This window comes from Vibrio sp. 1F253 (assembly GCF_041439295.1).
GTDB classification, from domain to species: Bacteria; Pseudomonadota; Gammaproteobacteria; order Enterobacterales; family Vibrionaceae; genus Vibrio; species Vibrio tasmaniensis_A.
The window spans coordinates 1-13,190 of sequence record NZ_JBGONU010000076.1 but is presented as its reverse complement, the minus strand read 5'-3'; the positions used below and the strand labels follow the sequence as shown (position 1 = coordinate 13,190).

At 43.8% G+C, this 13,190-nt stretch carries 12 protein-coding genes; 5 read left to right on the top strand and 7 right to left on the bottom strand.

The window, feature by feature from the left end:
- Positions 1-96 precede the first annotated feature (96 nt).
- From ACED28_RS21795 to ACED28_RS21785, 3 genes are all read right to left on the bottom strand, one after another.
- Entirely contained in the window at positions 97-615 is a 519-nt protein-coding gene (locus ACED28_RS21795) for a hypothetical protein (protein WP_371710730.1), read from the bottom strand.
- Positions 616-968: 353 nt separating this feature from the next.
- A complete protein-coding gene (locus ACED28_RS21790) occupies positions 969-1,370 on the bottom strand; it encodes a hypothetical protein (RefSeq protein ID WP_083994638.1) in 402 nt (133 codons plus the stop codon).
- Positions 1,371-1,398: 28 nt separating this feature from the next.
- Entirely contained in the window at positions 1,399-1,881 is a 483-nt protein-coding gene (locus ACED28_RS21785) for a MarR family winged helix-turn-helix transcriptional regulator (protein ID WP_371710728.1), read from the bottom strand.
- A 125-nt stretch (positions 1,882-2,006) separates the two neighbouring features.
- Between ACED28_RS21785 and ACED28_RS21780 the strand changes: the two genes are divergently transcribed.
- A complete protein-coding gene (locus ACED28_RS21780) occupies positions 2,007-2,897 on the top strand; it encodes a DMT family transporter (RefSeq protein ID WP_371710727.1) in 891 nt (296 codons plus the stop codon).
- Positions 2,898-3,246: 349 nt separating this feature from the next.
- Complete coding sequence (locus ACED28_RS21775) at positions 3,247-4,161, top strand: DMT family transporter (RefSeq protein ID WP_371708710.1); 915 nt, start codon at positions 3,247-3,249, stop codon at positions 4,159-4,161.
- A 99-nt stretch (positions 4,162-4,260) separates the two neighbouring features.
- On the opposite strand, the gene ACED28_RS21770 is transcribed toward ACED28_RS21775, so the two are convergent.
- The 3 genes from ACED28_RS21770 to ACED28_RS21760 are packed head-to-tail and all read right to left on the bottom strand — an operon-like array spanning position 4,261 to position 6,872.
- Complete coding sequence (locus ACED28_RS21770; RefSeq protein WP_371710726.1) at positions 4,261-5,442, bottom strand: MFS transporter; 1,182 nt, start codon at positions 5,440-5,442, stop codon at positions 4,261-4,263.
- Complete coding sequence (locus tag ACED28_RS21765; RefSeq protein WP_371710724.1) at positions 5,432-6,577, bottom strand: phosphotransferase; 1,146 nt, start codon at positions 6,575-6,577, stop codon at positions 5,432-5,434. The genes ACED28_RS21770 and ACED28_RS21765 overlap by 11 nt, the downstream gene beginning before the upstream one ends.
- A gap of 10 nt (positions 6,578-6,587) precedes the next feature.
- Positions 6,588-6,872 (bottom strand): GNAT family N-acetyltransferase, encoded by a 285-nt coding sequence (locus ACED28_RS21760; protein ID WP_371710723.1) that lies wholly within the window; start codon positions 6,870-6,872, stop codon positions 6,588-6,590.
- A gap of 314 nt (positions 6,873-7,186) precedes the next feature.
- Between ACED28_RS21760 and ACED28_RS21755 the strand changes: the two genes are divergently transcribed.
- Entirely contained in the window at positions 7,187-7,933 is a 747-nt protein-coding gene (locus ACED28_RS21755) for a flagellar brake protein (protein WP_012601168.1), read from the top strand.
- A gap of 204 nt (positions 7,934-8,137) precedes the next feature.
- On the opposite strand, the gene ACED28_RS21750 is transcribed toward ACED28_RS21755, so the two are convergent.
- Positions 8,138-10,498 carry a Lon protease family protein gene (locus ACED28_RS21750; protein ID WP_371710722.1) on the bottom strand — a complete coding sequence of 787 codons (2,361 nt, stop codon included), beginning with the start codon at positions 10,496-10,498 and terminating at the stop codon, positions 8,138-8,140.
- A gap of 240 nt (positions 10,499-10,738) precedes the next feature.
- On the opposite strand from ACED28_RS21750, the gene ACED28_RS21745 reads away from it, so the two are divergent.
- Both ACED28_RS21745 and ACED28_RS21740 read left to right on the top strand, forming a co-directional pair.
- On the top strand, positions 10,739-11,233 hold the full coding sequence (locus tag ACED28_RS21745) for a hypothetical protein (protein WP_009846166.1): 495 nt from the start codon (positions 10,739-10,741) through the stop codon (positions 11,231-11,233).
- 12 nt (positions 11,234-11,245) lie between these two features.
- Positions 11,246-12,874: an ABC transporter ATP-binding protein gene (locus ACED28_RS21740; RefSeq protein ID WP_371710721.1), complete on the top strand. Its 1,629-nt coding sequence runs from the start codon at positions 11,246-11,248 to the stop codon at positions 12,872-12,874.
- Positions 12,875-13,190: the final 316 nt, after the last annotated feature.

The window sequence follows — 13,190 nt, the reverse complement described above, 5'->3', positions numbered from 1 at the left end:
TTGAAAAGCGAAATGTCGCTTAGCTAAGTGTCCAGTCTGACTGGAGCAGATCACATTGATATAGCGATGAACCGTGAACTACAAACATTCAGTGAACTATGAGCATTTATCCAACTTGAGCTCTGCTGTCACCTTAGTAAGACGTAGTGCAATCGCGAAACACACTAAGTAAGGACTCACATACCAAAAGATACTTTCTAGGGGCTGCTTTACCTGCACTTCTCTGGTTTTTATATATTGGTTTTTCTGCTTTTCATACTGACTCAGCATACCATCCACCCACACCGCATCACTTTCAACTAACGACACGCTAGGCGCAGGAACCGTAAAATCCGATGCATTGGGTAACAAGGTGAAATCGACATCTTTAAACGTAATCGCCGTATTCAAATACCACAAACACGCGTCGTGGTACTGAGCGTAATTATCTAAAGATGGCTGACCTGTACAGGTATCACTTCTCAGCTTATCCAAAGAGAACTGCTGAACAGATTCTAAAATCGCCACCGCTCTGGTTTGTTCGGTTTCAACCCAATCACCCGCCACCTTCGCTCGAATCTCAGACACGGCACCAAGCATTCCGATACCCGCTAAAAACGGCCATAAATAATCCATACGCTTCCATTTTCGCCGACTCAGGTTGAATCCACACCAAATTGGAATATGTAAGAGGAGCGTGAGTCCAAGTGACAGCAGAACGAAGTTCAAGGAGCTAGAGAGCATGAGCTCGCTATCAAAAAAGTTCTTCATAATGAGAAGCTTGCCTGTATAACCAAGAGAAATTTGATACTAGGTTCGATATAAGAAAAGTGTGTAAGAGGAAAGTAAAAACAGCACTAAGAATTGGTGTTAACGCTGTTTATTTGGACATATAACCACCGATGGCAGGGCTTAACCACTCGTTACTCAGAAATGGCTAAGTTGTTCAGTTATTCAGTTGTTCACGATACACAAGATGCTAAAGGCTCTTACGCGCCAGACTTGAGGTAGATACCGACTTCTCTTAGCTGTGCTTTAATGTCTAACATTTGGACGTGCGATAGCACTAATTGGATCAAATTGAATATTGCTCCAGCGAACATCAAACCCGCGACATAACCAGACCATGCTTGGTGATCAACTTGATACAGAGTATTGAACGAAAGAACGAAGAAGATGAGACTGGAAAAACCAATAGCATACTCATTACAGTTGTAGACGTATGAATTCGTTCCGTAATCGTATTTGATTTTTACCTTTCCACCCGCTCTGCCTAGCTTAAGATTAAGAACATTTCCGCTAACCTCATATTCCAATCCATTAATTAATACAACGCGCTCTACTTTCTCAAGCATATCTGTTTTTTCCGTATTATTTTGAATACTGTCCATAGTCGTACCCTACTCCGTCACCTAAAAATTATTCGTAAGCGCTCAACCATGCTTCCAGAAGTTGATTAGCGTTCTTCTTCTGGCTCGCAGACAATGACTTAACCAGTTTTTTCTGCATTTCGACATGTTCAGTCATCATTTGATCGATCAGAATAAGACCATCTTTGGTTAGCTGAACACTCACGCTGCGTCTGTCTTCTTTGCTGTGCTCACGACTGATCAGCCCTTTAGCTTCTAGTTTATCAAGGCGATTGGTCATTGCGCCTGATGTCAGCATCATCGATCCGATCAGTTCTGATGGCGTCAGTTGATAAGGCTTCCCAGAACGTCGCAACGTTGCCAACACATCAAACTCACCAAGTTTCATGTCGTAATTTTTATGAAGCTCGGCAACTTGCGTCTCCATATACTTGGCAATACGCATAATCCGGCCCATCATTGCCATTGGCTCAGTTTCTAATTCAGGCTTTTCCTTTGCCCATTGCTCTACTACGCGGTCGATAGCATCCATTTGCGATCTCGCTCCGTTGTTAGTCTTGTTTACCTCAAACTAGTTTAACATAAAGATACTTTACAACCATATGATCTAGGTATACAGTTCATACAACCAACTATCTTAACGTAAAGATATTTTATATGAATATATTATTAGCAATGATTCCCGCGTTCTTTTGGGGAACAACCTATGCAGTGACGCAATTTACGCTACAGGAATGGCCCCCTTTATTATTGGGTGCTTTGCGTGCGTTGCCTGCTGGTTTGTTATTGCTAGTAGTAAAACCGACACTGCCTCAAAAAGGCGAATGGCAGATCATTTTCACATTGGGTCTTATCAATATTGCGACCTTCTTTAGCTTAATCTTCGTGATGGCGTTGACGTTGCCTTCGGCAATCTCCGGTGTAGGTATGATCTCTGTGCCAGTGTTTGCGATGATCTTCCATTGGGTAGTAAAGAAACAGCGTCCGCAATTGATTCAAGCCTTGTCTGGTGTTGGATTAATCACATTGGCGTGGATATTGTTTAATCCAAGTCAAATCGCATTAAACCCAATAGGTTTAGGCGCCATGTTCGCTGCAATCATGTGTATCGTTATCGGCAGCAGCATTACCAAGTCACTGGGTAGTCGCATGCATTGGTGGAAGGTATTAACGTGGCAACTGATTCTAGGCGGTACGATTTTATCTGTCGCGTCTGGCGTTCATGCGCTCATCGACCCACAGCCTTATGTTAACGCTGTGACTCATTTCGATACTCGTAACGCAATAGGACTTGTTTGGGTGATTGTCCTGAACACAGCCTTGGGTTACGGCATGTATGTGTGGCTACTACAGCGTATGTCAGTGGTGGATTTCACCTTCGGTGGTATCGCTAACCCAGTAGCTGGGATCGTGACGGGTATGGTGTTGATGAGTGAATCATTTACAGCAGTTCAGTACTCGCTAATGACAGGCATGATAGTGATGTCACTGCTACCGCAACTTATCCTTTCGGTAAGACAGTCAAAACAAGTTAAGCCTGTTACATAGTTGAATCTACCGACTGTACTGAGAATAATAACGCGCCTTACATCTTATACAGTGATTTAAAAGGCGCCTTTTGTTGCTACGCTGACAGCAATAAACCAAATAGCCATACTCGCCAAGTTGATCGTTTCTTAAACAACATTAAACCTTACAAAGAACAATGCCTTTCTTCATGCTACCTAATTTGAATTTATTTTCTAAAAAATAGACATATTAGAGATTATCTTTCCATGAGATATTGCAATTAGAGATAAAAAGACAAAATTTTTCTCCGACGACCTCCTTATACTATGCCACATCATTAAGGCGCCACAAGCCGATGATTTAAAATAATTATTAATGAGTAGTCACCATGAATTCGAAGTCGCTAACTATCTTGCTTTTTGTCTCTGTTTGCCTAATTTGGGGAACCACTTGGTTCGCAATGGAAGTGGCATTGCATTCTATCCCACCAATTTTTGCTACTGCATTGCGCTTTTTACTCGCTGCACCTCTGCTTGCGGTATTAGCGAAAGTCTTCAACCAGCCACTGCTGTTTCCTAAAGGCAAGCGTCAATGGTTGCTGATTGTTGCGCTGATGTACTTTGCGATTCCATTTACTTTGATGATCTATGGCGAGCAATACATCTCTTCTGGTCTAGCGTCGATCATCTTCGCTAACATGCCGGTCGCTGTGATGTTGATGTCAGGCCTATTCCTAGGCCTACGATTGGCTAAGCACCAAATATTTGGTTTGGCTACCGCTGTTGTAAGCCTATGTTTGATCCTCGGTAATGAAATGCAGATGGGTGGCGATGACTACCTAGTTGGTACAGTTTGCTTAGGTCTTGCTGTGGCAATACACGCTGTTATGTATGTGTTAGTTCAAAAGCACTGTAAAGGCATCGAAGTACTGACGTACAACGCAGTCCCAAGTCTGATCGCTTCTCTATTCTTATTCGCCGTTTCGGCGATGGGTGAAAACGTGAATGTTGAATCCTTCACTTGGGATTCAATCTCAGCGGTAGTTTACCTCGGCTTTGTGGCGAGTGTTGGCGGCATTGTTGCCTACTTTAAACTCGGACAAGTTTCGACGCCGTTCCAAGCGTCTATCTGCTTCCTAATCTTCCCAGTGGTTGCGCTGCTGATCTCTTGCTACATCAATGGTGAGGTTCTATCTGAACAGTCTCTGCTTATGATGCTCCCTCTACTTTGTGGCATCTTGCTGACCAAGGCACCTAAGGGAATCTTCAAGCTACGTGGTGGATTAAAAACCGTAAGAAGCTAATCCGACTGAAAGTTAATTAGGTATTCCAAATAGCACATACAAAAAAGCTCCAATATCGCTATTGGAGCTTTTTGTCTATCTCATCAGATTGAAACCAACTTAGCGCCAGCTGAACATCCGGACTTCGTTACCCTCTTCAGGCTTCTTAGGAATGTTTAAAGACAGTGCCAAAGAAACCGCAGCCATCACTGCACCAATGTAGAAAACCGTTGCAGGAGACGATAACCAAATCACACCAAATGCGACTGGAATAACAACCGCGGCAATATGGTTAATGGTGAAAGAGACACCAGCGGTTGAGGCCATGTCAGCAGGATCTGCAATTTTCTGGAAGTAGGTTTTGATCGCCAATGCCAACGCAAAGAACAGATGATCGACCACGTAAAGTGCTGCCGCCCACTCAGCGCTTTGCACCAAGCCATAACCAACAAACACACCAATCAAACCCACATACTCGAAGATAAGCGCCTTACGCTCACCCACGACACCAATAAATTTACCAATGCGTTTTGCGAACAAGAAGTTAAACAGATAGTTGATTAAGAACAGTAGCGTTATGTCAGCAGCCGAGTAACCGAACTTCTCTACCATTAAAAAGCCAGCAAATACCGTGAAGATCTGTCTTCTCGCGCCACTCATAAAGGTGAGCGCGTAGTAGAGCCAGTAACGCTTTCTCAGCACCAATTTCTTATTTTGTTGAGTCTTGGTTTGAAACTCAGGAAAACCAAAGGTCATCACCAAAACCAGAATAAAACCAATACCGCCAGTAATGCCGTACACCCAAGCAAAATCGAGCTTCAGCTGTTCTAACATCACCCAGATTGAGCCATAAGTAATTAACGAGGCCAACGCGCCAACGGAGATCATCTTACCAAGCATCTCAGGTGCTTCTTCTTTACTCAGCCATTGGAGTGACAAAGACTGCTTGAGCGTTTCAAAATAGTGAAAACCCGTCGACATCAAAATGGTGGTCAGCAGTAGGCCAGTGAGTGAAGGAAACAAACCGGTAATCGCCGTACCGACCGTGAGCATCGCCAGCGATATCAACATGAAGCGTTGCTCGCGAATGAACGCCAACACAAACACCACAGTAAAGGCCAAGAAGCCAGGGATCTCACGAACACTTTGCAATAAACCAATATCCGCACCATCAAAATTCGCTTTCTCAATAACGAAGTTATTAAGCAGCGCCATCCAGCTCGAAAACGCGATAGGGACAACAATTGAAATCAGTAATAAGAAGTTTTGCGGCGTTTTCCAGCTCGCGGTTTTATCGAACATTGACGGACTCCTGTTCGTCTAATTGGTTAAGCACTCGTAAGGTTAGTTGCTCGGTATACGGGTTGATCTTCCAATGCTCAGGGCTCCAACCTTTAACAAAACGTTGAAAATCAGCCCATGCCACGTAAAACATTGGTCGCCATGCAGCTTCTACTTCATCGAACGAAAGGTGTGGCTGATAGTGCATGAGTGCTTCTTTCAAGTGCTGGAAGTAAGCCTCCAAGGTCTCTGCTTCAAGCTGCGCGCAATCTTGCGGCCTAACCGCGCTGCTCATGAACAAGGCCACATCTTTCATCGCACAACCACGCCCAACGTATTGGAAATCAACGGCAGCAGCGCGCTCGCTTTCCAAATCAAAGCAGAAGTTGGCGAGCTTAGCGTCACCATGTACCAAGGTTTGATATGGGCATGCCCTTAATAGATTATCAATGTGCTGCGCTTGGCTCTTAAGCGGTAAATCAGCCAATGCGTTTAACTCGTCAGGCCGCGTGTCTAAATGCCAATATGTGCCGACTTGCCACAATGAAGCTGAATGTTCTTGATCTACATTGATGTGCTTTGCGTGAAAATTAGCGAGCCATTTAAGGCAAGCATCGCGTTGGTTTTGCTCTTCTAGTGTGTAACCAGACACCAGCTCAGGCTGAGTATCTTGGATTGCTAAATCATCAAAAGCAGCAAGCACATCAAACTGAGAAGTTAACGGAAAACCGATTTCGGCCAAATCTTGCATCACAATCAGCCACTCGTGCTCTTGTAACTCACATTGCAGCCCTACAGGTACAGGGCAACGCTCATCCCACTGTTGGGTAAACGACTGATACCACGCGGTCTCAACTTGGTAAGAGTGCACCTTTCGTTGATGAGAAAGTTTGGTATTCCAACCCTTTGGGTGTTCTGCTTTACCTGGCAATGCGACATGTTTAACAATCACGCTGTTGAATGAAGAACGCCTGTCTTTAGAAAAAATCAAACGAACTAATTCACCATACCCGCCCCATAGGCTTTGAATCACCTGGACATCAACCCCTTGATGACAACCCAGTGAGGCCGCTATTTTTTGATAAAGCTCTGGCTGATTTTGACTTGAATTCGCTATCGGTTGAGCGAGATTTTTTGACGATATTGATTGAGACATATACTCGTTGCTATGCTTTATCGGATAGAAGATGAGCCCACTGTGGCTGCCTATTCATATAGTGAATCACATAACTACAAATCGGTACAATTTTAAAACCTGCTTGTTCAATTTCAGGCAGTACCGACTCCATCATCACCTTACCGAAGCCCTTACCTTGAAGCTCATCAGGAATACGTGTCGATGTGACATGTAGTACATCTCCGTCCTTTTGATACTTAACAACCGCGAACTGGTTGGGTTTTAGCTCAACTGTGATCTGGTTCGCTTCTTGATCCCATTTTGTTGCGTGCATTCTCAACTCCTGAAAATAATTGATACGACAAACAATAAAAATTTGAAGTATTCATTCCTTGTAATAGACTATCTCAAGCTCATACAAATAGAACTAAGTACTTGCAAACAAAGTAAATAACTCTGTGCCACCGGCTTAATAACGAATTAGTAAAGATAAAGGCACTCTATAAAACCATGCAGGTACATTTAGCCAGCATATGTAATTGCACTTAATTTATGTAATTGCACCTACTAAATCTAGCACGTATTTGCCCCTTATTAGTAAGTTACCAATATAACAAACAGACGCATGTTGGCGCATGGAGAACTATAATGAACGCACCACTGAAGAAGCCTTTGGAGCATAATCAGGCACTTCAAGATCCTCGTAACCGCACCGTTTCTACGTTAAATAGCACCGATGCACTGGCTATGATAGAGCACGGCAGTGAACTGACATTAAATGTATCGACTCCAGTTGGCACTAAGTTTCTCGCCACCACAAAATTTATCGGTACGCACAGTGATAACTGCATTGTGGTTGAGGTTCCCGACGTATCCAACGACGATCTGAGCTTTTTCTTCCAAGAAGGTTTTTGGATGACAGCTCGTGCGTACTCTCTGCGAGGAGAAGGCGCTCTTATCCACTTTAAAAGCCAAATTCACCATAGGATCGGAGATCCCTTCCCTATACTTGTGCTTTCAACACCAAGCTCGATGCAAGTAACCCAACTGCGTAAAGAGACACGCTACGAGGTGAACTTAGCTTCCAGAATCATCTTCAACGATCAACGAGCAAACTGTGAGATTAGAGACTTATCGAAAAGTGGTTGTCGTTTTGTTACCTCACCGACTTCTCGTGCGATTCAAATTGCCGAACGAGTATCTATTGAAGTTACACCTGAGAACTACAATGGCCCACTTATACCGCCATTGAAAGGCATCATCTGTAATCTCCAAAAATCAACGCATTACGCTCGATACGGGGTAGAATTTGATGATATTGGCCGCTCTAATGCCAAACACTTGTTGGCGAAGCTGAAGTTCGATGGCACCAAGCTCTGTTTGCGCAATAGGTAAAGTCATTTAGTACATTGCTTTCACCGAATACCGTAAGCAGACCAGATACAGACGACTCAATAGCGAGCAAAGTCGCAATCAAAAAAAGCCATCGATTTTTATGTCGATGGCTTTTTAGTTTTGTCTATTTATCTGTTTGTCTGTTTGTCTATTTTTTCAAACGCTTATCTAGCTAATAAGCTAGTTGGGTCTATAGATATTAGACTATTTACGCAGTGCGTTCAGTTTAGCTTGAGCGATACCAAAGATAGTATCGATTGGGTAACTCCCCTCATCACTCGCCTCACCGGCGGCTTTGCCTGTAAACAGCTCAATCGCTTCGGTCACATGGTCGATAGCCCAAATATTAAACTCGCCCTTTTCAACCGCTTTTACGATGTCATTACGCAACATCAGGTTGTGAACATTTGAACGTGGGATGATCACCCCTTGCTCATTTGAACGTCCTTTGATTTCGCACACATCAAAGAAGCCTTCAATTTTCTCATTCACACCACCAATAGGCTGAGACTCACCGAACTGGTTCATCGAGCCGGTAATCGCGATGTCTTGACGGTTCGGCTGCTTAGAAAATGCAGACACCACCGCACAGAACTCGGCCATACTCGCGCTATCACCATCAACGCCACCATACGATTGTTCGAAGGTGATATTGGTCGTAAGCGGTACTTTCGCTGTCTTACCAAATACCGAAGAAAGGTAAGCCGATAAGATCATCACCCCTTTCGAGTGAATACTGCCACCTAGGTCTACGTTTCTCTCGATATCAATCACTTCACCGTCACCATAAGCCGTGGTTGCCGTGATCCGGTTCGGTGCGCCAAACATATGATCAGTCGTACTGAGTACAGACAGCGCATTGACCTGCCCAACCGCCTGACCATCCACATGAATCAGTGTTGTACCGTTGGTGAAGGTTTCCATGACGCTGTCTTGTAGTCGCCCGACACGCATCTGTTGGTTAGATAGCGCTTGGTCGACATGCGTAGCACGAATCAGGTTCGACTTCGCCCCTTTCGCCACGTAGTTTGACTCACGAAGCAGGTTGGCAATGTGTGCCGAGTGCAACGACAACTTACTTTGGTCACCCGCCTGACGAGAACTGTGCTCAATGATCCGAGCAATCGCTTTGCGATCACAATGCAGCATGTTGTTGTCGTGCACGATACTTGAAATGAAGCGTGCGTAATGCATTTCAGAATCCGCAGTACGCTTCATCTCATCTTCAAAATCGGCCGTCACACGGAACAATTCACCAAACTCCGCATCGTAATGTTGCAGTAGTTGATAAGTTCGATAATCACCAAACAGGATGATCTTAACCTCCAATGGAATAGGCTCAGGATCAAGTGATACCGCCCCCGTTAACGTGACCTCTTTTTCTAATGACGTGAAGCTCAATTGACGCGAACGTAGCGCGCGCTTCAGGCCTTCCCAAACATAAGGCTGTTCAAGTACTTTGACCGCATCCATCAACAAGACGCCGCCATTGGCTCTATGTAAGCTACCTGCACGAATCAAAGAGAAGTCCGTAAATACGGTGCCTTTGAACGTTGCCGTCTCGACATAACCAAACAGAGAGTGATAATTTGGATTCTCTTCCACCACGATCGGCAGAGTCTCCTCCTTCTGGCTCACAATCACGTTCACCTTGTAGCGACGTGGCATTTTCTTATCCAAAGAGGCGGTCGCAACTTCTGCTTGCTCTGTACTCTCTTCTAAGAAAATATCTGCGTTGTCGACAATGTCTTTACGCAGTGCTGTCAGGTACTTTTTAATGTCTGGATATTGGCTGTAATCTTGCTTCAGTTGCTTGATGAAGTGGGTAATAACATCTCGCGCCGTATCATCATTCAACTTTTGAACTTTCTCTGTGTACGTCTCTTCAAGCTCAGTCAGTTCACGAGAAATGGTCCGCAGCCCGACTTCCAATCCATCAATGGTTTTATCGAATTGATCTTGCTCTTCTGGCGTGAGTAAGTCGAAGCTCTCTTCGGTATGAAGATCATCGCCATTCATCGCGACAAATTGGTAGTCACCCTGAGTCGTGATCGTCAGGTTAATGCCCTTATCTTTTGCTTCTTGACTGATCGCTTCTAACGCCGCTTGTTGCTTAGCGGCCAACTGATTTTTTAATCGGTCAGCGCGGTTAAAGTACATCTCGTTATCGAATGCGAGTGGCATTGCTTTAAGAAGCTTACGCATCAGCTTTTCAATATCTTGCTTCAAACTGCTGCCAACACCACGAGGCAATTTCAGCACCTTAGGTGTACGAATGTCTTCAAAATTCGCGATATAGCACCAATCAAAAAGCTCCTGTACTTCTTGAGGATGTCGGTTTAGGTAGCGCAAGATCATGGTACGTTTACCCAGACCATTTCGACCTATCGCATAAATGTTGTAACCCTTTTCCTTAATTGACATCGCGAACTCAACGGCCTTTTGTGCACGTTCTTGCCCGACGATTTCGTCAATTGGAGCCAGTTCTTTGGTCGACTTACATGGTAGCTTATCGAGTTCCGCTACCTTATACAGCTGTTCTGTATTGAGTCTTTGCATCGCCATCGCCGCCTCCTTAGTCCTTCATTACTTGGGTGTAGATAAAATCAGTGTAGATGTAATTACCTATAAATTTAGTGACTTACGCTGCACAGTTGTTCAACTGAACAAATAACACACAATTTACCCCGTTTTTAGCAATAACGAGAGATTTAATTCACCAACTTAGCATGTGAATGATTTTAATTTGCAATTGATAATAAATATCATTAACATTTTAGGATATTTAAAATTAAGGATGTGGACATGGAAATTGAACGCTGCTGGATGCACTACCTAAAAGCTGAACAGTTAATGGAACAAGGTCATTGGCCCGAAGCACAGCGCCTCTATAATGATGTTCTCACCTCTCTTCCTCATCACATCCAAAACGCGGCATACCAAAGTGACATCAAACCCTGCCAGTTTGCTTGCTTAATTTCAGGCCTTAGAGACGCCAGTGTCGCTCAATCAGAGATTCTCAATCGTTTAGGCCAACAGCAACAAGCCTTCGATACCTTGAACCAATCTTATGCATTGATGCAATTTATCTCTCTTGAGGGTACAGAATTGATTCAACGTACCTTTAGGTTATTGGAAAAGCAGAGCGAAGATTTACTCAATCACCTGATCGCATTTTGCAGTGCTCAGCGCAGCTCACATTGGATGCTCGAGCTAGAACAAATTCAACGCGCTCATCACCATTTTGGGCAGCTTAAAACCACTTCAGAAGTTCAATCTTCACCTAATGTCTTAAATTGATAAGGATATATCATGTCGGACCGGGCCATTCTTAAAGTTAATAATCTCTCCGTTAAATTCATAACCAATGATGGAATCATTGATGCGGTAAAAAAGATTAACTTTACTCTTAATTCTAGTGAAACCTTGGCCATTGTTGGCGAATCGGGTTCAGGTAAATCTGTCTCTTCCAACGCTTTAATGCGTTTGCTTCCTGATAACGCCATCATTGATGCTCAATCGGAAATCGAATTTGAAGGTCAGTCGATACTCAAAAAGACTGAACGAGAGATGCAGTCAATTCGTGGTGACAGGATCGGAATGATCTTTCAAGAACCAATGACATCTCTAAACCCATATCTACGCGTGGGCACACAAGTGGCTGAAGCCATTATGTGTCATCGTAATGTATCGAAATCTCAAGCGAAGCAGCGTGTACTTGAGCTTTTCAACCTTGTGCATCTGCCAATGCCAGAACAGGCATATAACAAATACCCGCATGAGTTTTCAGGCGGCCAGTTACAACGCATCATGATCGCAATGGCTCTGATCAATGAACCAGATATTCTGATTGCAGACGAACCGACTACGGCTTTAGATGTAACGGTTCAGGCTGAAGTGCTTTCTCTTATCAAAGAAATTCAAAGCAAGATGGGCATGGCGATTTTGTTCATTACCCATGATCTCGGTGTAGTGAAACACTTTGCCGACCGTGTTCTGGTGATGTGTAAAGGGGAGTTGGTCGAAGAAGGACTCACTCAAGAGCTATTCAAAAATCCTAAGCACGATTACACACGCATGCTGATCAACTCAATTCCGAAAGGCGCTAAGGTTCCTGTAGAAGCATCGGCGCTAGAGCTACTGTGTGCCGATGATATCCGTGTTCAATTCTTAGTGAAATCCCACTTCATTAAGAGTAAGAGTCAATATTTTGAAGCTGTAAAAGGCATCTCATTGACCCTAAAACAAGGTGAAACGTTAGGCATTGTTGGTGAATCTGGATCAGGTAAATCAACACTAGGACGCGCACTGATCGGTTTACTGCCAAGTACCGGACGTATTGTTTACAAAGGCCAAGACGTGAGTTTGTTAACCGATAAAGAACGTCACAAGCTTAAGAAAGATGTACAGATGGTATTCCAAGACCCTTATGGTTCTTTATCACCACGCATGACCGTTGGGGAAATCATCACTGAAGGTTTAACGGTACATCAACCTCATCTATCCAAGAAAGAAAGATTAGAACGAGCTCGCAAAGCATTGATTGAGGTTCGCTTAGAACCCAATTCAATTAACCGCTATCCACATGAGTTCTCGGGCGGACAAAGACAACGTATTGCAATTGCTCGCGCATTGATTCTTGAGCCATCTTTCATTCTATTGGATGAACCGACTTCAGCACTCGATCGCTCTGTACAACTGACGGTGATTGACCTGCTAAAAGACATTCAAGCCAAGCACAATATCGGCTTCCTATTCATCAGCCACGACCTTTCGGTAGTCAAAGCCTTATCGGATCGTGTATTGGTGATGCAGAAAGGTGAAGTGATGGAAGAAGGGTCTGCAGAAGAGATTTTCAATGCACCGAAAAATGACTACACCAAGAAATTAATCGCAGCGTCATTCGACTTAGAAAATAAGTCGAAAAAAAATGCCGCGTAAAGGGAACTAATCAAGATTAACAGCGTCTTATATGTACATTCTGAATAATCTCCTAATGGATTGAAATCTAGAATGGATATAGCAAAACTGGTTTGGCCGCCAAAAGAAAAATGTCGCATGGATGCGGCATTTTTCGTTTCTGGCGTATATGAAAAATCAACTCAATGATTCGAGCCGGTGATTATGAAGGTCTGCTCAAGTTGACGAACTTTAAACAGGGTTAGCTGATAGTCGGGTCACAGCAGCAGAGCGCTAACTTGTTTTTGGACAAAAACGTTTTAGCAAGATTGCTAATTTAGCGAAGCATGAATTATTA